The following is a 23,188-nucleotide window of genomic DNA, read 5'->3' as shown; positions in this document are numbered from 1 at the left end:
TGAAGAGTTATTTATCTAATGAAAAAGTTTGAAAAAAGCTTGCCAACTCTAGACATTATCAGTTTATTTGAAATTGGCAGTATGTTGTTATGATTAAACTCTTTTTTGGATACCTGAGCAATTAGTATATAGCCTTTACTCGGTGTTGTTTTTATAAACTTAGGCAGTTTTGGATTATCGCCCATTGCATCCCTAAGTTTTTTCATTGCCACTCTGATTGTATTATCTGAAACAATCTTACCTGACCAAACATGCTGCATGAGATCATTGCAGCTAAGATAAGAACCTGTATTTTTTATCATAAAAGCCAGTAATTCCATAATCAAAGGCTCGAGTCTGGTTTTCCTGCCGTAAGGATCTGTTAATTGGTTGGTGCTAAAGTCAACTATAATATCATTGACTTCATAAACTCCGCTTTCGAATGGGCCACTTTCGATATGGTTTTTTTGTACGTTTCTTAAATCGAAGAAAGTTACATCATTTATTTTTTTTATTGACATAGAAGTTTCCAACCCTGTTTTCCTTGGTTGTTTAATTAATTTAATTATTGTAGTTTTTACTAATTATTGTAGTTTTTACTTAGCCTTAATTCAACTCCAATGTAAGGCATTTCTAAACTGTCGTTTACGCATTTAACTCGGTAGGCTGCTGGTGGCAGGCTACCAATTTCCTTATGCTTAGGGTATTTTACACCAGCTGTTTTTTTAAAGCACCTATATAGTTAATCTATAATAAATTTCGCTTAAATATTTTCTGGTTTCTGAGTACGTCCAGTTCATATAATACGCTCTGAACTTAATTCGAAGTTGAACATATCTAAACGCATGACCTCAGAGTAATTACTACAATTGATTGAACAACAAAAAGGGACAGTCTAAGTGCACTAATGGCAACGCTTGCCTCAAATCTGTTCGGTCTGTATCACGGTTTTTTGTCTGAAAATATGTGTAGGGAGCTTATACTTATTTCACTTAATCCCTGTTCAATTGGAAGTGAGTAAATTTAATGTTAACGGCTTTGAGGTTTTCTCATTTAGAACCTTTACCTAAGGTATAAGCTCGCAAACTTTAGCCTCGCCTATATGGACGTAGGTGCCTCAGCGATAGCAGGCCGTGGGAGCGGTGTTATCGACCCTATTTTCTCGCCTCAAAATAGAACACCTAATTGAGAAAATTGGTATTACTCCACCGTAAGTTGCAACATAATTGCCTATACTGTATTTTTTAAGTTTTTGAAAATGCTTTATTTTTTATTTCACTGCTGGCCATTTTTTAGCACGTATTCTCAGCCCTCACTATTTCAGTTATAGGACTGGACACTGATGATGAAACACCATGATCCTAGTAGGTTACTGACGCTGATTGTTAGAAAATACTGACTAATGACGAACGACAGATCAACATAGAGACACTTGATCAATCCCATTAAAGATCAGCTCACCACAGTGAGTATGACTTAGTCTGTTTCTATGTCCCAACAATCCTCTTTCCTGTTTATGCTATGCCTTAACTAATTCTTTATTCTTAGCTATCGAATGCCGCTTGAGCAATATGTGCCGATACGGTCGCCATGAACGATATTACCTGTGGGCCAGCTTCGGCCTCAGACTGGGCTGCGCTGTTTTTGCTGGAGTTTATTTCGCCTGTTATTGATTTTCGACTCATTAATACTTAAACCTCTGGCGGCAACCTCAATCCCAACTTTGGCAACTAACTGAGCAATTTCTTTATTAAATTCAGTTGTATGTGTTTTTTTCGCTGCTGTCACAGTGGTGATTGCAACGACTGGGTTGTGTGTCTGAAGGTCATGGTGGGAATGATTTCTGGTATGCTTTTTTTTACTCATCAGCTATCTAGCATAGTGTGAATGATCTTTAAGTGGGCACAGTGTTGGGTTAAAATGTAAGTATAATGTTGTTTTTATCAGTAGCTTTTTAAGCTCTGTGAAATACAAGGATTTTTATATGCCGTCTACTCCTCCTCATATTTTAGTACTGGATGATAAACTAGATATTTGCCTTTCACTTGAATATATTTTGAGCAAAAAAGGTTTTCGAGTCAGCTATGCGCAGACGATAGAGCAGGGCTTGCTCGAAGATCGTAATGGTAATCCCGACCTGGTGTTAATGGACATGAATTATACGTCTGACACAACTTCAGGTAGTGACGGCCTGGCGTTGCTCAAAAAGTTACGTGAGCGTAACCCTGACCGGGCTATTGTCGTGATGACCGCGTGGTCGAATACAGAATTAATTGTTCAGTCAATGAAACTTGGAGCGGCAGATTTTATTGAAAAGCCTTGGCAAAACCAGCGCCTTTTTCAAATTTTAGAGCAACAAATAAAACTACAAAACTTGGAAAAGTCAAAACAAGGTTTAGCTCAGCAGCTTGCCGAGCAGTCTAGTACAGAAATACTTTGGCACTCCCCTGCAATGAAAAAAGTGATGCAGCAAGTAGAGCGGGTCAGCGAAACGGATGCCTCTGTACTCATCCTGGGTGAGAATGGGACTGGGAAAAGCTCTCTGGCAAAGTACATATATAACCTGTCACCCAGGCGTGATAAAAACCTGGTGTCTGTCAATATGGGTGCGATCCCGGATGACTTATTTGAGAGCGAAATGTTTGGGCATATTAAAGGTGCGTTTACAGATGCGAAATCAGATCGCATAGGTCGATTCTCAATTGCACATGAAGGGACCTTATTGCTTGATGAAATTGCAAATATGTCAATGATGCAGCAAAGTAAGTTGCTACGTGTGCTGGAAAGCGGGGAGTATGAGGCGGTAGGAAGCAGCACCACGCAGCATGCAAATGTGCGTCTTATATGCGCAACCAACGCCGAGTTGAGAACCCTCATCGAAGAGAAAATATTTCGTGAAGATTTGTATTATCGTATTAATACATTTGAAGTAACGATGCCGCCGCTCAGAGAACGACGAGAAGATATCAGTTTATTGGCGACACACTTTGTAAACTTGCATAGTAAAAAATATAACCGACCGGCACCTAAAATTAAACCTAGTGCTGTCAGTGCCTTGGAAGGCTATCGTTGGTCGGGCAACGTTCGAGAGCTGAGTCATGTGATGGAACGTGCCGTATTGCTTTGTTCGTCGGAGACCATTGACAGAGAAGTGCTGAATATAACGCCTGTGCCAAGTCAGGCTTCGAACCATCCGTTGACAACTTTGGCGGAAGCTGAATCTTCGCTAATTATCAAATCGCTAGAAAAAACGGATGGTTGTACGGCTGAAGCGGCTAAAATTTTGGGGCTAAGTACCAGTGCTCTGTATCGCAGAATGGAAAAGTATCAAATAAAATATGGCTAAAACGTCTTTGGAACGCATCGTCTTAATGATACTAGGCTGCTGGGGGACCCTGCTTACGCTCGCCTGCGTGACTATTGTCTGGCTAACGACCTCTCAGGCGGTACTAAGTATCGCTATGGCGTTGCCTTTTAGTATCTTATTTGGTTATCTAGCGATGGCTCAGTACAATCGATTACTGGGGTTTTATATCGGCATTAATGGGCACCTGGACGCACTCATTAATGGTGATCATCGTCGTCGGGTAAGGCAACGATTTCAAAATGGCGTCGGGCTTGATATTCAAGACAAGCTGGCTGAACTCAGCAAAGAGATTCATTTAGCGCATACTCGCTACGATCAGAGCAAGCTGATCATTTACGATTTGCTGGAAGAGCTGGACCTGCCAATGCTCATACTCAATGACAAGAGCCAGCTAATTAGAGCAAATGGCGCATTTTCTAATTTTTCTGGTTATGCATGGCAGTTACAGAAAAAGAAACTCGCGGACCGTTTTGGCTTGCACCAAGTCGAGGGTGTATGGGAATTCGTCGATGCGGATATCAACCGACGCTGGCAGATCCGACATAGCAAGCTTTATCATGATGGTACGGCTCTCGAACTATTAATCTTTATTGATCAACAATCTACCATCAGAAAGACACAAGCTGAAGCATGGCAAAAACTGATCCGTGTGATTAAACATGAGGTTGGTAACTCTCTCACACCAATTCAATCGTTGAGCCTATCTCTTATCGACAATGAGGCGCTAACGCCAGAAGGTGAGAAGATCCTACATATCATTCACAATAGAGCGGTTGGGTTATTGTCATTTATAAATGCATATGTTCATTGTAGTAAAAGGCCTGAACCGAACTATCAGATAACCAGCATTGAAAGCATATATCAACGAGTTAAGTTACTTTTTCCTGAGGGTAAGCTGGAGCTGCACTGTGATCCGATAGAATTTGTGTCAGATCCTGACTTGCTCGAACAAACGCTTATCAACCTAATCAAAAATGCATTTGAAGCAAGTGAGCCGGGTCAGTCAGTGGTGCTAAATTGTTTTACGAAATTTAACCAGGTATTTATTGAAGTGATAGATAGAGGGTGTGGTATTCAAAACCTCGACAATATCCAAACACCATTTTACAGTACAAAAGAAAATGGCCAGGGACTGGGCTTAGAGCTATGTCGCTCATTGGTGGAAAGTCAGCAAGGAGAGCTACATGTCAAAAATCGAAAGAATGAAAAAGGTGCTATTGCAAGGATCGTATTACCTTTGAACCGTCCAAGCACAGTCATGAACCTCTCCAGTTAGACACATACAGTCATTTCAATTTGCTAGTTATGATGCTTTGGTTCTTATAATAGAGCAAAAAGGTGGTTACAATTGCAGGCATTAGAAAGTTGCTATCGTATAACTCCGTACCCAGGGGCGGATAAGTGGTAATAAATAATTAAGGATTCTGTTCAATGGCACTGACAACAGTAATATTAGCCGCGGGCAAAGGTACTCGCATGCGTTCAAAGTTACCCAAAGTACTTCATCCTGTCGCAGGCCGGCCGATGGTACAACACGTAATTGATAATGCGATTGCGTTGGGCGCGAGTACGACTAATCTGGTGTATGGTCATGGTGCGCAGCAGTTAAAACAGGCGTTGAGCCACAATGAGGTAAACTGGGTACATCAGGCTGAGCAACTGGGTACTGGCCATGCGGTTGCGGTGGCAAAAGAACATATTGCTGACGATGACACTGTGCTGATTTTATATGGAGACGTACCGCTAACACGCCTGTCTACATTACAACGCCTACTTGAAGTGACGCCAGCAAAGGGATTAGCTGTGTTGACGGTGAACCTTGATAATCCAATGGGTTATGGCCGTATGTTGCGTGAAAATGGTAAGTTGGTTGGGATCGTTGAGCAAAAAGATGCGACACCAGAGCAACTTGCAATTCAGGAGATCAACACCGGTATTATGGCTGCCAATGGTGAATTACTGAAAAAGTGGCTGGGTCAGTTGTCACAGAACAATGCCCAAGGCGAATATTACCTGACTGATATCGTGGCGATGGCGCATCAGGATGGCGTTGAGATTACCTCTGCACAACCTGATGATGCGATGGAAGTGGAAGGGGCGAATAACCGTGTGCAGCTTGCCGGACTAGAGCGTGCGTATCAGAGTGGGCAAGCTGAAACCCTGATGTTAAATGGTGCCAGCCTGGCAGATCCAAACCGTATTGATGTGCGTGGTGAGGTGAAAACTGGTCAGGACGTTCAGATTGATGTGAATGTTGTTTTTGAAGGACAGGTTGAACTCGGTGATGATGTCGTTATCGGACCCAACTGTGTGCTAAAAAACTGTCAGATCGGTAATGGTGTTGTCATTAAAGCGAACACGTTGATCGAAGATGCAAAGGTTGGCGACTCGTGTACTTTAGGGCCATTTGCGCGACTACGTCCGGGCGCCGTGATGGAAACGGATTCGCACATTGGCAACTTTGTTGAGATGAAAAAATCGCGTCTTGGTAAAGGTTCCAAAGCAAACCACTTAACCTATCTGGGCGATGCAGAGATTGGAGAAAAAGTGAATATCGGTGCCGGTACCATCACTTGTAACTATGATGGGGTAAATAAGTCAAAGACCCTCATTGGTGACGGTGCATTTATTGGCTCAAATTCTTCGCTGGTCGCACCGGTTGAGATTGGCAAGACAGCAACAGTCGGCGCAGGCTCGGTGATCACCGCAAAAGTCGCCGATGAGGAACTAGCGGTAGCCAGAAGCAAGCAGCGTAATATTGGTAACTGGCAAAGACCGGTTAAAAAAAGCTGAGAAAACGGGGGCTGAGGCTCCCGTTTTTGATTCTGGGGTGGGGGATTTTTCCGACGCGCTTTCGTAGTTTCCTTTCTGCAGGTCAAAGTGGTACATTACGGAGAGTTAATTAAAATTTAACAATAAAAAACTTAAACAATCGGGTGTTAGTTAATTATGGAAAATCTCTTTAGAAAAGAAGTCTTAGAGAGTAAAAGACACCGGCTAGAAGGAGCTGTAAGTTTAGTTCAACCACCCGTGTTCAAGACACTGGCTTTACTTATCCTGATCGTCGTTGTTATTAGCATCATCTTTCTTGCCAGTGGCAGTTATGCGCGCAAAGAGCGGGTCTCTGGAGTCATCGAGCCCAATACCGGCGTACTTAAGCTGGTTGCCCCACAAACCGGCATTATTGCTGAAGTACTGGTGTCTGAAGGGGATCATGTGGAAGCGGATCAACCCTTATTACGGGTTGCGTCAGCGAAGCACAGCACTCAGTCACTGGAGCTTAATCAGGCGCTGCTCAATCAATATAATTTTCAGTTGCGCAACTTGCAGCAGCAGATCATGCAGCAAAAACGTCAACAAGCGCTTGAACTGACTGAGCTCAGGCAACAAAAAGCCACTGCAGAAGCGCGTTTGAAAGAACTGGATAGCCAGGCGAGTACGTTCGAAAAGCGACTCCAGTTGAATCAGCAGATGGTGCGCCAGATCAGCACGCTCAAAGGCACCGGTTATATTTCTGAACTGGAATTACAGCGACAAAAAGACACTTTGTTGTCATTACAACAGCAGGCATCCAGCATTCAGTCGGAGCGGCTGACATTGGCATCGCAAATCCAGCAATACGATACTGATTTGGAAAAACTGCCATTGCAGCATAATGAGCGTCTCAGCCAGCTGGAATCCCAACAGGCAGATCTGCAGATCCAGTTATCATCCGTTGAACAGCAACGCCTTGGAGAGCTGCGAGCACCGAAAGCCGGAGTGGTCACAGGCTTGCTGGGTAAGGTGGGTAAGAGTGTCAATGCAGGGCAAAACCTGCTGAGTATTTTGCCGCAAGGCAGCCAGATGCAGGCGATCATTTATGTGCCGACATCGTCATTTGGATTTATCAACCTCGGTCAGGAAACCAAACTGCGTTACCACGCCTTTCCATATGAGAAGTTTGGCATTTATAACGGCACCGTTGAGCAAGTCAGTAACAGTGTGATCCTGCCAGATGAAACCAGCACACCGGGTGTGATACAGCAACCCGCCTACCGGGTTGTGGTGGCGCTGGAAGCGCAGCAGATCACCGCTTATGGCAAGGAGACGCCGCTGCGGGCCGGGATGATGCTCGATGCTGATATCATTGTCGAAGAACGCTCTTTATTGCGTTGGTTATTTGATCCCGTGTTTAGTATTAAAGGACAGCTGTAGGCTGCAACTAAAAGAATAAAAAGGCTTTTTATGCACGTTGAAGACGAATCACCGGTACAGCAGTTACAGTTCTGGTCAAGGAAGTCACTGCCTGTCATTTTGCAATCTGAGGCCGCCGAATGTGGCCTTGCCAGTCTCGCTATGGTGGCCGCGTATCATGGCTATCACAGCGACCTCACCTCACTGAGGCAAAAGTTCAGTATTTCCATCGAGGGCGCAACCTTGCTGGATATTATGCATTTTGCTGAAAAGTTAGAAATGAGTTCGCGTCCGCTGCGTATAGAACTCGAAGATCTTGATGCACTGCAAACACCCTGTATCCTGCACTGGGATATGAATCACTTTGTGGTGCTGAAAAAGGCCAACGAAAAACGCATCGTGATCCATGACCCGGCGTCGGGCGAGAAAACGTATACTATGGCGGAGGCGTCCAAGCATTTTACCGGCGTGGCACTTGAATTGACTCCGACCAAGAGTTTTGAAAAGAAAGAAAAGAAACCGAGTTTGCAGTTTTCGGATTTCTGGAGCCGCATCACCGGCCTGAAACGGTCACTGACGCTGATCTTTTTATTGTCTATTTTACTGCAAATTTTCACCCTCGCTGCCCCATATTATATTCAGCTAGTGATCGATGATGTGGTGTTAACCGGGGATACGAACTTATTAACTGTCTTGGCCACCGGTTTTTTCCTGGTGCTGGTATTTGAAATCGCCACCAATGCGCTGCGGGGTTTTACCTTGCTGCACTTTGGTAACCAGATGAATATTCAGCTCGGTGCAAACCTCTTCCATCATTTGGTGCGGCTGCCGATTTCGTATTTTGAAAAACGCCATATGGGTGACGTAGTGTCCCGTTTTGGCTCCTTGCAGCAGGTGAAGCAAATCCTCACCACTGGGGTGATTGAAGCCATAATTGACGGGCTGATGGCCATCATCACACTGGCCATGATCTTCTTTTACAGCCCCACTTTGTCGGCTGTGGTCTTAGCAGCGGTGGTGGCCTATGCCATTGTGCGCATTGCCATGTACCGACCGTTTCGCAATATCAGTGAGCAAGAGATCATGGCGCGTGCGGAAGAAAACTCCAATTTCATGGAAACCGTGCGGGGCATTCAGACGATCAAACTGTTTGGCTCAGAAGTAAAACGCGAAGGCCAGTGGCAAAACCGCTATGCCAATGCCATTAACCAGAGCATTCGTCTGGGTAACTTTCAGATTGGCTACGACGCCATCAACCGGGCGCTGTTTGGAATTGAGAACATACTGGTGGTGTATCTGGCGGCGCACTTAGTGCTGGATGGCGGTTTCAGTACCGGGATGTTGTTTGCGTTTATGTCGTATAAGCGCCAGTTTATGGACAAAACAGCGAACCTGATTGAGAAACTCATTGAATTTAAAATGGTCGGGCTGCACTTTGACCGTATTGCTGATATCGCATTGACCGACAAGGAGATCCTCCAACCTGATCAAGTCAAACAGCATCAGGTAAAGGGTCAGATAGAGTTACGTAATATCAGCTTTTCTTATTCCGATGCGACCCCGAATGTGCTGAACGATCTTAACCTGACCATCGAAGCGGGTGAGTCCGTGGCGATCACCGGCCCTTCTGGTTGTGGTAAATCGACCTTGCTGAAAATTATGCTGGGCCTGAATCTGCCAAAAAGTGGTGAGATACTGATTGACGGTGTGCCTATGGAACAGATCGGTGCGCGTCAGTATCGTCAGCAAATTGCGGCGGTGATGCAGGACGATGAACTTCTGTCTGGCTCTGTGGCGGATAACATCGCCTTTTTTGATACACCGATCGATATGGAACGGGTTGTATATTGTGCCCAACTTGCCGCGATCCATGATGATATCAGCCAGATGCCAATGAACTACGACAGTCTGATTGGAGACATGGGGTCAAGCCTGTCAGGGGGTCAGAAGCAGCGTATTATTCTGGCGCGTGCCTTGTATAAACAGCCCAAAATTCTGTTTATGGACGAAGCAACCAGTCACCTGGATACTAACCTGGAGTCAGACATCAATGAAGCGGTGTCGCGCCTGGATATCACCCGGGTGATTATTGCGCATCGTAAAGAAACCATTGCGTCAGCTGATCGGGAAGTCAGGCTGAAGAAGCCAGACATACCGGATCCCTATGCACAGGAGGAAGAATCTGTGTGTGAATAACGCACCGCGGTATTGTTTTCAATATGTAAAAATTATGAGTGGTTGCGGTTGAGCAGGCGGATATTTTAGGTTAACGTCAAAGAAGGTTCCACAGGTACAACGAGTAAGCATGCATTACGGGTGCATGCTTATCGACGCGGGCACGATAACAATAACGAAAGACGAATAGATTAAGGATGAACATGGCTGAGCAATTTTCACTGTCGACGCAGCAGCGCGACACCATCAACACCCTTCTTGCAATTATCACAGACAAAGTCAGTACCAGCGTACGAGATGCCAATTTACCTCATGGCTTGCTGAGTGGGTTAGCTGGTCAATTGCTGTTTTTATATAAAGCCTATGAGTACGATGCAAGCCTGGTCGACGAAGCACTGTTTACTGAGAAGCTGGAAGCGCTCCAGGAAGGGTTGGATCAGCAGAGTTTTGAGTTGAGTAATGGTCTGGCGGGGCAAGCCTGGCTGCTGGAATACTTGAATCAGGCCGATCCAGAAAATTACGATCCAGAGCTACTGGAAGAAGTCGACGAACTATTTCGTGAATCACTGGATCATCAACCTTGGCAGGGTGAAATTGAAATGGTACTCGGACTGTCCGGGTTTGCTCCCTATGCCTCCCGTCGTGCTAAGCAGTCTGATCAAACGGCCCTGTATGATGTGATTGTCAGCGGGTTAGAAAGCACAGCCACCCGGTTTGATAATGGCCATATTACCTGGTCACAACCACAAGAGTCAGTGTATCGCTTTAATAAAGATGAGCCCACCGAGCCAGAATATAACCTCGGCCTGGCACATGGTGTGCCTGGGATCATCGCGGCGCTGTTGCCCGCGGTGCAGATCCCGGCGTTAAAAGAGCGAGTGACAAACCTGTTGCTGGGCGCCTGTGATTGGCTGTTAGAGCAGCAAAGTACAGACTGTACCTCGCATTCGTGTTTTGGCTCCAGCGCAGGGGGCGAGCATCATTCACGCCTGGGTTGGTGTTATGGTGACCTGACCATTGCCATGACACTGGCGCGGGTTGGCCAGCAGCTGGATCGCCCGAGCTATGTTGAGCGAGCTCTCGAAATCGGCTTACATGCTGCCGGGCGCGATGAGCAGTCCGGTCATATTACCGACGCCGGCCTTTGTCATGGTTTTTATGGTATGGCGGTGATTTACCAGATCCTGAATCAACTCATGCCGCACCCACGTTTCGTTCAGGCAATGCAATACTGGGTTGATTATTCTCTTAGGCAATACACCGAGCGGGGTGTCGAATCTCTGTATTCGTACAACGGCTTAGATAAAGCATACAACGAAGATTTTGGTTTTCTGATGGGGTATGCCGGCATAGGCCTGGCTTTAACCACTTTGTTTGATGACGACACAGGTTGGGTTGATTGTTTGTTAATGGCATAGGGAGTGAGTGATGTCTAAACAACTAAAAAGTGATAATTTTTTTGTAATTCGTACGCCTCGCCTGGGGCTGGAACAACTGGCACAGTTTGGGCAGGACAATACCGACACCAATGTGCTGCTGGCAGCCTGGCTGGCCACGCCCGGGGTCGAAGAAGCCATTTACCTGGCCAGTCCGTCTCTGCTTGAGCGGATTGAGCAGTGGCGTACCAAACCCGACTCGAAGCAGGGAAAAAAAGTGGCGCATGCGCTAATCAAATATATGGTTCGCATGTGCTCCCGACCCACCCCATTTGGCCTGTTTTCCGGGATCCATCAGGGCAGCATTGCGCCGCAAACCGAACTGAACGTTGCTGAGTTAACGCAGGACAGCCGTAAAACCCGGCTCGATATGTTTTATCTCACTGCGCTGAAAGATCACTTTATCAAGCATGCCTCACGCTCAGATACGCTGACGTATAAGCCGAATTCTTCTCACTATTTTATCGCTGAGCAGTGTCGCTACATAGAAACTTATCTGTCTGAAGAGACCATGCAGTATCGACTGAGCGCGGTTGAAAGTGACGAGTACTTCCGTTTTGTGCTGGACGTCGCACGCGATGGCAAAAGCTTCAATGCCCTGGTGGCGCAGTTTTGTGCCGAATACGATGAAGCCGATCAGGAAGAAGTGGAAGCCTACATCCAGGACCTGATTGATGAGGGCGTGTTACTGGCTGATATCCCACTGCCTCTAACTGGTGCATCACCGGATCGCGCACTATTAAAATCCATCACCGCAATAAAAGAACTCGACACGGCGGATAAGCTCGCCACGGCACTGGCACAAATTGATACGCTGGATGCACAAAAAACCGGGGATATCGCGCCCTATAAACAATTGCTGACTCATCTGCAAAGTCTGCCGGTGAAGGTACAGGAAAATAAGCTCTTCCAGAGTGATATATATCGGAGTTTTAATGACTGCCAGCTTGCAGAGCAGGAAGTCTTGCGCTTGCAAAAACAACTGGAACTGATCGCCGGTCTGAGTGTTTCTGAGCAGGGCAACTCGTTGAGTCAGTTTATGACCCAGTTTAATGCCCGTTTTGAAGGTCAGTTTGTTCCGCTTGATAAAATCCTCGACGACGAGTCCGGGATAGGCATCTCTACTGAAACCGGTTACGAGGCCCCTTTGGTGGCTGGACTAAATCTGGCCCGAGGCGGCTCTGCTCAGCAGACTATGCCGGAAGTCAGCGTGCTGGATGGCATTGTTGAAGATGCCCTGAGTCAGCCTCAAAATCGCGGTAAAGATTGTGTGGTATTGCGTGGCAAAGAACTGAAGCAAAAAATCACCAACAAAGAAGCTGTCACTAAGTTCCCGTATTCATTCGCTATTATGGTGAGTCTGTATCAGGATGAACGTGGCAATCCGGTCAACAAGTTTAATGGCTGTTATGGTCCTTCTGCGGCCAATTTGCTGGGCCGTTTTTGTCATCTGGATGAGGGCCTTAAAAACAATGTGGTGGCACACCTGGCAGCCGAACAGGCGCACAGCGACGAGGTGATCTTTGCTGAAGTTGTGCACATGCCGGAAGGGCGTCCCGGTAATGTCATCGCGCGTCCGCACCTGCGCCAGTATGAAATTGTGTTCCTGGCCGACAGTGCACTGGATGATGAATATCAGATCCCTCTCAGTGATCTATATGTCTGGGTAGAGGGGCAGCAAGTCAAGCTCTGGAGTAAACGACTTAACAAACAGGTGGTGCCTCGATTGTCGAGCGCACATAACTACTCTGCTCGCAGCCTGAGTGCTTATAAGTTTCTGTGTATGTTACAACATCAGGATGGCAGACCACCGCAGTTTAAGTTGCCAGCCAGTCTGGAGCGGGCATCGTTCGTGCCACGCCTGATGCTGGATAACCTGATCCTGAGCGAAAAAACCTGGCGGATCGACAGAACTGAACTGGAAGCCATCAGCAAAAAAGGTCAGTTCGATCGTGCTAAGCTGGATGCCTTACTGGCAACTTATCAGCTTGACCCGCAGGTCAGCTTTGCGATGTCTGACAATGTGTTACAGCTGGATTTACGTAACCCGGATATGTTTGCGATTTTATTGGCTGAGACAAAAGGCCATCGTCGGGTTGAACTCAAAGAAGTGATCAGTCAGCATTTTCCCTCCAGAGTGGTTGATGCACAAGGCGATCATTACAGCAATGAAGTCATTATTCCTTTTTCCAACGAGTATGCGCCACCACATCGTCACTTCAGCGATGATCCATTAGGCAACATTACCGCAGCCCCGTTAAAACGTCGCTTTAGTGCGGGATCTGAGTGGTTAAGCCTGAAGATATACTCGGGTAATTCGCTGGTTGAACAATTGCTCACGGAAGAATTGTTACCCATGATTGAGCAAAGTGGTGACCTCTACGACAAGTGGTTCTTTATTCGCTATGGCGATCCGGACTGGCATCTGCGTTTGCGTTTCCATGGTGACCCTGGGCTGTTATGCGGTCAGCTGTTGCCTAAACTAAATGCCCTGCTGGATCCCAAAGTTGAGAGCGGCGAGCTACATAAAGTCGAACTGATGACTTACGAGCGCGAAGTGGAGCGTTACGGCGGACCTGAATCTATGGCGTTGGTAGAGTCGCTGTTTATGTATGACAGTGAGCTGATCGCTAAAACCTGTGTCTTGATTGATGAGTACGGTGAAGATGTGCGCTGGCGTATGGCGCTGGCACACACCCATAAACTGCTGGATTTGTTTGAATACGATGAAGCGGGTCGGTTTGCGCTGATCAGCCAGTTACGCGACGGTTTTGGCAGAGAGTTTAATGAAACCAGTGCACTGCGTAAGCAGCTGGGGAATCGATATCGTGATTATGAAGCACAACTGGATAAAGATTTTGCGCTGCTGACTTTGCAGGTTGAGGCACAAGCGGATGAAGCGCAACAGGCGTTGTTTACTATCTTGTCGCAATGGGCGCTGGCAGCAGAGCCAGTAGTGACGGTCTTGAATCGTATGATCGATGAAGGCAAGCTCAATTGCACTAAAGATACGTTACTGGGGTCGTTACTGCATATGCACAATAACCGAATGTTCAAGGCCTATGGTCGTGAGCAAGAGTTGGTGATCCACGATATGCTGCGTCGTAAGTACTTTTCGGCCGATAAAAAAGCCGATTAAGCAATTAAGAGACAAAAGCGCACCTTGAGGGCTACTTTAGGGGCGCTTTTTGTGTTTTCAGGGTCCATTGGCTACTTTTTAGTAAAATCACAACAAAGGACGACCTCATGACGCGTATCATAAAGTACTGGATCTATACCCTGGCACTGGGCTTGTGCAGCCTATCTGGACTGGCAGCAGACGATCCCCCCAAGCAGCTCGCTCAAGAGCTGGCGGTCTTTCAGCCTTTCCTTGGGACCTGGCAGGCCGATTTCGCGGTGCCGGCAGGCCAGCCGCCGATGCGTGATATCAGTCGCTGGGAGCGCGCGCTGAATGGTACGGCTGTGCGTACTTTGCATTCTATTAATGCGGGTATGTATGGTGGGGAGTCTCTGATTTTCTGGGATAAGAGTAAAAGCGCCCTGGTTTTTTACTATTTCACCACCGCCGGGTTTTATACGCAGGGGACGATAGACGTACTCAGTCCTACTGAGTTTGCGGCCGTTGAGGACGTGACCGGCAGCAAAGATGGCATTACTCAGGTAAAATCCATTAGTCGGTTTAAAGAGGGTCGCTTTACGGTATCCACCCAGTATCTCAAGCAGGGCACCTGGACTGAGCCAGAGCAGCGTACCTATGTGCGCAGCAACGAGACAGTACAGTTTAAATAACTGTGAAGTAAATCATAACAATAATAAAGAGTTAAACATGCTCACCCCGCTTAGTATTTCAGGGCTGACTTTGTTTCAGGTGATCTTTGCCTGGCAAATGTGCTTTGCTGCCATACTCGTGTGGCAAAACCCGAAAAGCCGTTGCCTGGTGCTCTTTTTTGTATTTCAGGCCTTACTCTGTGTTGCCAACGTGCTTGAAAGTGCTGGTTATTCGTTGGCAGGGTATGTCATTACCCCGGCTTTTACTGTGGCCATGGGGCCTGTCTGGTATCTCAGTGTCCGAACATTGGTGGGGGCATCTGGAAGTGTCCTGCAGTCTGGCCGTCATTTACTGCTGCCGTTAGCTTCGCTGGGCCTGACCGATTTTGTTCAGCCGCTTATTGCACTGGGTAGCGTAATGCTACTGTGCTATCTGGTGGCGTCTTTGAAGCTGCTGCGTGACTATCGTGACACGGTGTATCAGGTACATGCTGACGCACCTACGGTTGGCCTGAACTGGCTGACCTGGTTGCTCGGCGGTTATGTTGTACTGAGTCTGACTGATTTTGTGCGCATGAATGTTCAGCCCATAACGCCCATGCCATGGAAAGCCTACTGGTATTTTGCGCATGAGGTGGGCTTTTTTGGCATTTTGTCCCTGTTGCTGGTGAGGGTGATAAAGCAGCCGCACTTTTTTAATCGTCTGGCACAGTATCAGGCACTGAGTCAGCCCGAAGAAGCGGCCCAGGACAAGCAGTTAGCCCAGTCGATATTTGAAGCAGTGGATGCACAAATAAGGGAGCAGGCATTATTTTGTCAGCCAAGGCTGAGTATTCAGCACATTGCGGATCAGCTATCACTGGGTGTTAAGCAGGTTTCGTGGGCGATTAATTCGGTCTCGAATAATAACTTTTCTAATTATATCAATGAAATCAGGCTTGAGCAGATAGAGAAACAGTTGGCCGATCCGGCGTACGCTGAGGTCTCGATACTCAGCATTGCGATGGACAATGGGTTTAATGCCAAGTCGACCTTCAATCAGGCCTTCAAAGCACGCACGGGCATGACGCCCACCCGGTATCGTACGCTTTGTCGTGCACAGTCAACGGTCTGATTAACCTGACACGTACAGAAACCGGATCCTGAACGAATAAAAGTAAATTTTTCAATACATTGGTTCTCAGATTAGAAGGAGAACCAAATGTATAAAGTCATTTTTGGACTACTTGGACTCATCGTATTGAGTGGTCAGCAATCACAGGCAACGCCATTGCGAGGCACGCCCGGGTATCATAACGATGCGTATCAGATCCCAGTTTTGCCCAATCAGGTGCGCGATCCGGTTGGCTATTACCATAGTAAAGAGCAGCTGTTCACGCTGGTTGAGCAGGAAAACTGGCCTGCGGTCGTTAAATTGGCCACCACGCTGACCGAAGACTACCAAAACGATGGGGTCACCTGGTATTTACTGAGCCTGGGTTATCGGCAGCAACAACGCTGGCAGGACGCCATTGCGCCCCTCAAAAAGGCATTGCAGTTGGGCGTGCGGCTGCAACGTTTGCCTAAATGGCATGATAACCCCAATGATATGATGATGACCCTGGCGGAACTCTATGGTGCGCTCAAAGACAAGCACAATGCCATGATGTGGCTGGAGCGAGCGCTCCAGGCGCGTTGGGATGATAAACCTTCGCTAACGGGCCGCGGTGTGTTTAGTCGCAAGCCGAATCTACATTTTGCTGCATTTGCACAGGATGTCGACTTTCGCCGGTTAGTGGGAGCAGAGCCCACAGCGGAGTCGGACAGAGATGCACGCTGGCGCTATGATCTGCATTATCTGGCCGCAGAGATCCGGCGTTTACATGTATCGGCCTTTCATCGCATGAGTGAGCAGGCCTTTGCGCACAAAGTGGCGCAAATTGATAAGCGCATTCCCGCTTTGCGCGATCAGCAAATTGTGTTTGAGCTGATGCAGCTGCTCGGCATGCTGGAAAATGGCCACAACTTTATCATTCCGGCATGGGGCAAAGTGGGTAATTATCAGCAGTTGCCCGTGCAGTTTTATCTGTTTGAGGAGGGGCTGTTTATTGTGGCGGCCGACGCAGAGTATCAGCATCTTGTCGGCATGCAGGTTTTGACCATAGGCAACACACCTGCGTTACAGGCGTTGGCGAAAACGGGAGAGGTCAATCCGCGAGACAACAATATGCAGCAAGCCTGGCTGGGGCCCTACTATTTGAGTCTCGCCCCGGTATTACAAGGGCTGGGGATCATTGAACAGACCAATGAAATCGCACTGACAGTCCGAGGCCAGGATCAGCAAGCACAGCAACAGATACTGACCCCGCGAGCTATTCAGTTCAATGGCTTTCCTAAGTTACCACGCCAGCACTCGCACTCAGGCCCTTACTGGTCAAAACTATTGCCTGCTCACAAGGCGCTGTATGTGAACTTTAATGCGGTGCATGAACGCCAGGATATGTCGCTGGATGTCTTTAATCAGCAACTGCGTGAGCGCTTGCTGGCCGGGCAAGCCGAACACTTTATATTGGATCTGCGCGATAACAGCGGGGGAAATGGCTTTTTGTTGCCCAGTACCATCGCCACAGCGGTGCTGTTTGAGGCGCTCAAACCAGATGGCAAGTTGATGATCCTGGCAGGGCGTAATACTTTTTCGGCTGGCCATGATCTGCTAATGGGGATCGATAAGCTGACCAGCGCTATTGTGGTTGGCGAACCCTCAGGTACTCGGCCTAATGCCATCGGCGAAGCAGGCTGGTTTACTTTACCCTACAGTGGCCAAATAGGTGTGATCTCGTCGCAATTTCATCAACAGGGAGCAGCAGAGGACAGCCGGGTATGGGTGGCGCCTGACCTGCCAGTTGCTCTGATGGCAAAGGACTATTTTGCCGGTAAAGACGCAGTACTGGAGGCTGCGCTGACAAGCTTATCGGGTACATCACGCTGAGCCTGCGCTGTTAGCTGCACATAAGCGTCAGCCAGTAATAATGACGCCTGGCCAAAAGTTCTGAACGGTTTGGTTTTGCTGTTGATATTGACCGCCACGCTGAGCTGATGCTCAGGCACCACAATCAACATACTTTGTGATCCGCGTGATACGCCGCCGTGGTGGTAGTAGGTAAATAATGGCGTATCGCCAGGCTGGTACTCATGACGGCGCCACCCCAGTGCATAGTTTTGCGGATTCACCTTGCCGTGATTAAGGCGCTGTGGTGCCCAGATCTGTGCACGTACATCGGTGTGTAAGTAGCTGGGGTCCAGATAACCACTGCCCAGCCGCACCAGATCGCTCGGTGTGCTGATCAAACCGCCACCGGCCAGGCGATGGCTGAGATTCACTGTGCGCCACGGAATATACTGTGTATCTTGCCCACGACGATTAAAGTAAAAGGTGGCCAGCTTGTCAGCGGTCGACTCAGCGCCACTGCGTGTCATACCCAGTGGCCTGAATATATGATGTTGCAATAAATCCAGGTACGGCCGTTGAGCATGCTGCGCCAGCACCGCGCTCAGCAGCACTGTGCCGTAACTGGAGTAATAAAAGGCGTCGCCCGGTACTGAGCGCAGCGGGCCTTCATCAAATAAGGCCACGGCATCCTGTACTCGATCAAATTGATGAGTCAGGCTGAGCGAATGATAAAACCCCAGTAAGTCTTCGTTGCCTTTGTAATGAGGTAATCCGGCGCTGTGCGATGCCAGGTGGCGCGCCGTAATATCTCGCCATGCCGGATTCGGGAGCGGCGTCAGGCTGTCGCTTAGGGGAGTATCCAATTGAAAGCCCTGAGTTTGCATGAGTTTGGCCATCAATGTGGCGGTTACCGCTTTTGAGGTGCTGCCAATGCGAAACTGATGCTCTGGCGTCAGTGGTGTGCGTGTCGCAATATCGGCATAGCCCAAAGCGCCCTGCCAGATCAGCTGCCCCTGATAGGCCACGGCCGCCGAGATCCCAGGCGCATTACTGGCGGCCCGGACTGTGTTGAGTATTGCTTCGGCTTTGCTGGCGAAAATCGCATGCCCGGACGCATGATTTGCCTGATAGGGCAGCGGCCCTGCGGGCAGAGGTGTGGCTGAGGCCAGTACCGGTACTTTTTGCAGATTAAAAGCAAAAAACTGGTAAACGGGCCAGCCGAAATAGAGTAGTAGCGTAGTCAGCAGTAAGATCAGCACACTAATTAGGGATTTCATTTTCTTTCCTTAACGCAATAAGTTTATTTAACTATCTGATAAAAAAGCTTTTAAATCTTACTTAAAATGAAAAATGCTAGCCGAAATTAAAAATGACAGGTAAATGGTGCGATGTCGTGTGCAATGTCACGCGATTTTTTCGATAGTTTTCACCGGTTTTTCCTGGATCCTAAGTGGTCTGAGGCTGGTATGGTGCTGTATTCCTGCGTATGCTTGGATATTCATCTTGTCATTAATCCATGACTTACCAAGACTGGCCATAATTCTAACAACATAAGGACCTGGTCATGACACTCGGACAATACATCAAACAATTAAGACAACAGCAAGCATTGAGTCAGCCACAACTGGCAACGCAAATGACGGTCGAGCAGAGTTATTTATCGAAACTGGAGAACGACCACTCCATACCGTCTAATGACGTGTTCAGAAAACTGCTGGCAGCACTTCAACTGGATCTGGACAGCTTTATGGCGGGGCTGACTGAGCAAGGAGACAGACAGAATCTCACGCAGATCCCGGATATTGAGGCCTGGTATCAGAATCTGGATAAGCACCGGCTGGCGCGCAGACGCAGTTGGCTGATAACGGCACTGGTGTGTATTTCATTGGGCTGTGCGCTGTTTTACAGTGGCTATCGGACGATTTTTCTGCCGGAGCATCAGTACGAGTACTTTTCTCATGGTGAACTGCGCGAGGGAGAGCCGCTGGATCTTTATACCCGCTGGTCGCGCTATGTCAGTGAAACTGAAATAGCAAGTCGGGAAGACTTTGACGCAATGCGGTTAATGTACCAAAAACGTCAGGCACCAGAATTGTTTTTCAGTTTTGAGTATCGCGGCAGTGCCTTTGTACAACCGGTAGAAAATGGACGCCGCTACTTTGAACTAAAGGCAGATCAAGAGCGCAGCGTGCCGCGTGCGGGCAATGCCTGGATGCAGTTTATCGGCATGGTGTTGTTCGTTGCCGGCCTGCTTGGCCTGTTTATTGAGCGACGCTATGCCCGCGCACAGTAACTGTCCGATGGACGCATGAGGTTGGGAAAAAACCGGTATTGAGCGATACTCAGGTTAACAACCGGGAGTAACGTATGACAAAACGCCTGTTTTTTGGCATTGAAGTAGATGAGCCCGGTCAGGCGCAGATTGCTGCCTGGCTGCGGACACAAGTGAGTGCCAGCAAAGCCCCAACTAAGCAGGAAAACTGGCACCTGACCCTGGCTTTCTTAGGCCAGGTTGAGGCGCAGCATGACGCAGAGTTGGTGGCGTTTGCCCATCAATTGCAGGTCCCTGAATTTACCCTCACCTTTGCCCATACGGGTTACTGGTCGGGCAATGGGATTTTCTATTTACGCCCCGAGCCGGTGCCATCACAGTTACGTGCGCTGGCTGAGCCGCTACGGGCTTTAGGTACTGAGCTGGGGCTACATCGCGATCGCTTGCCTTTCTCGCCGCACATTACCTTATTTCGCGGTCACAAAACTGAGCCTGTGGTGCATGCGCCAATGACCCCGTTGATATTGTCGGTTACGCAGTTTCATCTTTATCATTCATATCGTTGTGATACCCGGGGGCTGATCTATCAGCCTATAGAGTCTTTTCACTTATCTGCGGCTGATTAAGGGCTTGCTTGCGGTATTCCCCCGGGGTGAGCTGATAAAACTGCTTGAAAGCGCGATTAAACGGGCCAATCGAATTGAACCCAGCCTCGTAGGCGATGCTCAGGATGGCTGTGCGGGCCTGTGTCACATCTCGCAGTTGTTTAGCGGCATACGTCAGGCGATGCTGATTAACAAACTGTGAGAAGTTGTTGAAGCCAAGTTGTTGATTGATAAGCACACGCAACTGGTGAGGCGGGATCGCCAGGCGCTCGGCAAGGGTCCCTATGGTCAGTTCTGGCTCACGATAGATGCCCTGTTCAAGCAAGGTATTCAGCGCCTGATAGGTACTTTGCCATTTTACCGGGACTGGCTGGGTGTCAGCCTGTGCATGTACCTGGCGAGATGTGCGTGACGGACGTGACAGACAGGTCACCAACAGCAATAAACAAAACACCAGGATAGCATTCGCCAGCAGGAAGAGCGGGTCGCGCCGGATCAGGCTGGCGCTGAGCTCAAACCCGACCAGCAACAAGCAGTGTAGCAGGGCAAAGGTCGCTAAAATTAACCTCAGGTGACGGCGGTGATTGACCAGATCATCATTAAAATTGGCCAGGCAATAATACAAAGTGGCACACATCGCCAGCGCACTGAGCAAATGCATCACCGTATGCCAATGGGTATCGCTGCCGTAGAGCAGGAAGACGCTGCTACTGGCCAGCAGGGATCCGCCAAGCAACCAGCGCCCCCAGGATTTGTTCAGCGAACATGGAACGCGTTGGTTGATCAGGTACCAGGCCGATGCACAGAGCATCAGTGGCAATAGTTCGGTCCCCGCGAGAAACAGGTTACGCAGCGGATTAAAGCGCCATTCGGGCAGTGGCTGAGTGAGGAGTAAAAACAGGCTCAGGCAGAGTGCCAGTGCCGTGCTGAGGCAGCGCTCAGCCTGGTTCAATCTGGGCCAGTTAAACAACATCAGGGCAAGCAGCAATCCGATGGCATTAAAACGAAAAAACAGATCGGCCAGCGTCACGAGCGGCACAGCTTGCTCCACAGCCGGCGGAACAGCCTGGCTATCAGGTTATCGCCGCTAGCAGCTTGTATAAACAACTGCCGGGTGGCCTGGTTACGCGCTTTACTCACGTGTTTACGTGCGCATTCATCCGCGGCCTGTCGCCAGTCTTCTCGTTTCAAGGCGGCCAAGAGTTTGGGCCAGCGGCTGCTGAGGTTGGGTGTGCCCAGGTTATATGCCAGGTCCAGTAAAGCAAGCTGAACACTGTTTGGGAGTTGCTGATAGGCGCGGATATAACCATTTTGGGGATTAATCAGGCGCGCCAGTTCGTGTTCAAAAGCAGCGATCTGTTGCTCAAGCAGGCGCATACTCTCACTGTGTGGCAGGTGCAAAGTACAGTGTTGCGCATACCATCGGGCTGTTTTCCCTGCGGGCAGGCGTTTTAATGTGTTGTATTCTTGCTGTTTTTGCGCTCGACTGGCGGGTTTGTTGGTGCGTTTGTCCCGTAAGCTTAGCCGGGTAAAGGCATCCTGGCAGGTCACATGAAAGCCCACACCTATGGTGGGATTACTCCGGGTATCTAAATATAAGTGGTCGATCACGCCTTCAAAGTGGCAAATGTGCCTCACGGCAGGTGATGACGTACGATGTTTAGATAAAAGTCGTTTTAACAAACCCGTTAATGCTCCACTGTGGATGAATTATCACGTTGCGCGAGTGTCAGCTTACCCGCGGTGCAATCGGAAACCGGGGATACATGCGAGTCGACTGTAGAAATATAGCACTGCTCAAGCAGTGAGCAATAACAGGTATAGACCTCGACTTGTTCAGACATGCTGTCGATTTTATCCCATAAGCGGTTGTTAAAATTACTTTTTTGCATGGTGAACAGAGGCAGAGAGGCGCCATCCGCAAGCAGCGAGTGCTCGGCCCGACTGGTAACGTACCAGCCAAATTTGGCCAGCATGTTAATGTCATTGTCATCCTGCTGCGCGCTGTCGAGTGCTTCACGATACGCACTGATATTACAGCAGGCATCAAACAGGGCGATGATGGAGTCGTAGGTCTGGCCCCGGTAATGGTATTGCACCCACTTTATCAGGGCCGGGCCGGTGCCCGAGTTGAGGATGCCTACGGTGATCCTGGGTCGTTCTGACTCGAGATCAAAGTTGCTGTAGTTGAATTGCAGCCAGGGCCAGGTTTCTGCTTCCAATTGCCGCTCTGCCGCAGCTACCTGCTCCTGCGCAGCTTTCGCCTGCATATAGGTGGCGTAAAAAGAGGCCGCTGAGATCAACATGGCACACAAGGCCAGCACCGTATTCATTTTGGAGCGAGACAGCCGCAGTTGCTTACCCTGAAAAAACCGCTTGGATTTGGGGTGATGAATCTCGTCCGGCTGGTCAGGATCTGGTAAAACCGTCACGTTTTGGTCGTCATGCTGAGTGTTTGATGTGGTTTCCTGTTGTGTCATGCGG

18 protein-coding genes are annotated in these 23,188 nt (G+C 48.5%); 12 read left to right on the top strand and 6 right to left on the bottom strand.

Features of this window, described 5'->3' with window-relative positions; genetic code table 11:
- Positions 1 to 11 precede the first annotated feature (11 nt).
- Together CWC22_RS19435 and CWC22_RS19430 are read right to left on the bottom strand one after the other, a co-directional pair.
- Positions 12 to 500 carry a winged helix-turn-helix domain-containing protein gene (locus CWC22_RS19435; RefSeq protein ID WP_125561133.1) on the bottom strand — a complete coding sequence of 163 codons (489 nt, stop codon included), beginning with the start codon at positions 498 to 500 and terminating at the stop codon, positions 12 to 14.
- A 1,102-nt stretch (positions 501 to 1,602) separates the two neighbouring features.
- Positions 1,603 to 1,845, bottom strand: coding sequence for a hypothetical protein (locus tag CWC22_RS19430; RefSeq protein WP_138538119.1), 243 nt, complete (start codon positions 1,843 to 1,845; stop codon positions 1,603 to 1,605).
- 118 nt (positions 1,846 to 1,963) lie between these two features.
- Between CWC22_RS19430 and CWC22_RS19425 the strand changes: the two genes are divergently transcribed.
- The 10 genes from CWC22_RS19425 (at position 1,964) to CWC22_RS19380 (ending at position 17,866) form a co-directional block, all read left to right on the top strand.
- Positions 1,964 to 3,325, top strand: coding sequence for a sigma-54-dependent transcriptional regulator (locus CWC22_RS19425; RefSeq protein ID WP_125561129.1), 1,362 nt, complete (start codon positions 1,964 to 1,966; stop codon positions 3,323 to 3,325).
- Entirely contained in the window at positions 3,318 to 4,622 is a 1,305-nt protein-coding gene (locus tag CWC22_RS19420) for a sensor histidine kinase (RefSeq protein ID WP_138538118.1), read from the top strand. The genes CWC22_RS19425 and CWC22_RS19420 overlap by 8 nt, the downstream gene beginning before the upstream one ends.
- A gap of 155 nt (positions 4,623 to 4,777) precedes the next feature.
- Positions 4,778 to 6,139, top strand: coding sequence for a bifunctional UDP-N-acetylglucosamine diphosphorylase/glucosamine-1-phosphate N-acetyltransferase GlmU (gene glmU, locus CWC22_RS19415; RefSeq protein WP_138538117.1), 1,362 nt, complete (start codon positions 4,778 to 4,780; stop codon positions 6,137 to 6,139).
- A 237-nt stretch (positions 6,140 to 6,376) separates the two neighbouring features.
- Positions 6,377 to 7,540, top strand: coding sequence for an HlyD family secretion protein (locus CWC22_RS19410; protein WP_230090597.1), 1,164 nt, complete (start codon positions 6,377 to 6,379; stop codon positions 7,538 to 7,540).
- Between the two features lie 30 nt (positions 7,541 to 7,570).
- The gene (locus tag CWC22_RS19405) at positions 7,571 to 9,715 is read left to right on the top strand and encodes a peptidase domain-containing ABC transporter (RefSeq protein WP_125561120.1); all 2,145 of its coding nucleotides are present in this window, start codon (positions 7,571 to 7,573) and stop codon (positions 9,713 to 9,715) included.
- Positions 9,716 to 9,897: 182 nt separating this feature from the next.
- Complete coding sequence (locus CWC22_RS19400) at positions 9,898 to 11,112, top strand: lanthionine synthetase C family protein (RefSeq protein WP_138538115.1); 1,215 nt, start codon at positions 9,898 to 9,900, stop codon at positions 11,110 to 11,112.
- Positions 11,113 to 11,122: 10 nt separating this feature from the next.
- Positions 11,123 to 14,269, top strand: coding sequence for a lantibiotic dehydratase (locus CWC22_RS19395; protein WP_138538114.1), 3,147 nt, complete (start codon positions 11,123 to 11,125; stop codon positions 14,267 to 14,269).
- Between the two features lie 107 nt (positions 14,270 to 14,376).
- Positions 14,377 to 14,919: a hypothetical protein gene (locus CWC22_RS19390; protein ID WP_171045055.1), complete on the top strand. Its 543-nt coding sequence runs from the start codon at positions 14,377 to 14,379 to the stop codon at positions 14,917 to 14,919.
- A 37-nt stretch (positions 14,920 to 14,956) separates the two neighbouring features.
- Positions 14,957 to 16,012, top strand: coding sequence for a helix-turn-helix domain-containing protein (locus CWC22_RS19385; RefSeq protein WP_171045054.1), 1,056 nt, complete (start codon positions 14,957 to 14,959; stop codon positions 16,010 to 16,012).
- Between the two features lie 87 nt (positions 16,013 to 16,099).
- A complete protein-coding gene (locus CWC22_RS19380; protein WP_138538112.1) occupies positions 16,100 to 17,866 on the top strand; it encodes a hypothetical protein in 1,767 nt (588 codons plus the stop codon).
- Here the strand turns inward: CWC22_RS19380 and CWC22_RS19375 are convergent.
- Positions 17,800 to 19,104, bottom strand: coding sequence for a serine hydrolase domain-containing protein (locus CWC22_RS19375; protein WP_138538111.1), 1,305 nt, complete (start codon positions 19,102 to 19,104; stop codon positions 17,800 to 17,802). The two genes, CWC22_RS19380 and CWC22_RS19375, sit on opposite strands and share 67 nt — an antisense overlap.
- 287 nt (positions 19,105 to 19,391) lie before the next feature.
- Here CWC22_RS19375 and CWC22_RS19370 point away from each other — a divergent pair, with 287 nt between their 5' ends.
- The gene (locus tag CWC22_RS19370; protein ID WP_125561109.1) at positions 19,392 to 20,120 is read left to right on the top strand and encodes a helix-turn-helix domain-containing protein; all 729 of its coding nucleotides are present in this window, start codon (positions 19,392 to 19,394) and stop codon (positions 20,118 to 20,120) included.
- A 74-nt stretch (positions 20,121 to 20,194) separates the two neighbouring features.
- Positions 20,195 to 20,725: an RNA 2',3'-cyclic phosphodiesterase gene (gene thpR, locus CWC22_RS19365; protein WP_138538110.1), complete on the top strand. Its 531-nt coding sequence runs from the start codon at positions 20,195 to 20,197 to the stop codon at positions 20,723 to 20,725.
- Here thpR and CWC22_RS19360 read toward each other — a convergent pair.
- Genes CWC22_RS19360 through CWC22_RS19350 form a run of 3 tightly spaced genes read right to left on the bottom strand, consistent with a single transcriptional unit; the run spans position 20,691 to position 23,184 of the window.
- Positions 20,691 to 21,743 (bottom strand): AraC family transcriptional regulator, encoded by a 1,053-nt coding sequence (locus CWC22_RS19360; RefSeq protein WP_138538109.1) that lies wholly within the window; start codon positions 21,741 to 21,743, stop codon positions 20,691 to 20,693. The two genes, thpR and CWC22_RS19360, sit on opposite strands and share 35 nt — an antisense overlap.
- A complete protein-coding gene (locus tag CWC22_RS19355) occupies positions 21,731 to 22,387 on the bottom strand; it encodes a glycoside hydrolase family protein (RefSeq protein ID WP_138538108.1) in 657 nt (218 codons plus the stop codon). Before CWC22_RS19355 ends, CWC22_RS19360 begins: the two co-directional genes overlap by 13 nt.
- Positions 22,388 to 22,392: 5 nt before the next feature.
- Positions 22,393 to 23,184: a hypothetical protein gene (locus CWC22_RS19350; protein ID WP_138538107.1), complete on the bottom strand. Its 792-nt coding sequence runs from the start codon at positions 23,182 to 23,184 to the stop codon at positions 22,393 to 22,395.
- Between the last annotated feature and the right edge of the window lie 4 nt (positions 23,185 to 23,188).

Source organism: Pseudoalteromonas rubra (genome assembly GCF_005886805.2).
Lineage (GTDB): Bacteria > Pseudomonadota > Gammaproteobacteria > Enterobacterales > Alteromonadaceae > Pseudoalteromonas > Pseudoalteromonas rubra_D.
This window is presented reverse-complemented; position numbering and strand designations above follow the sequence as displayed.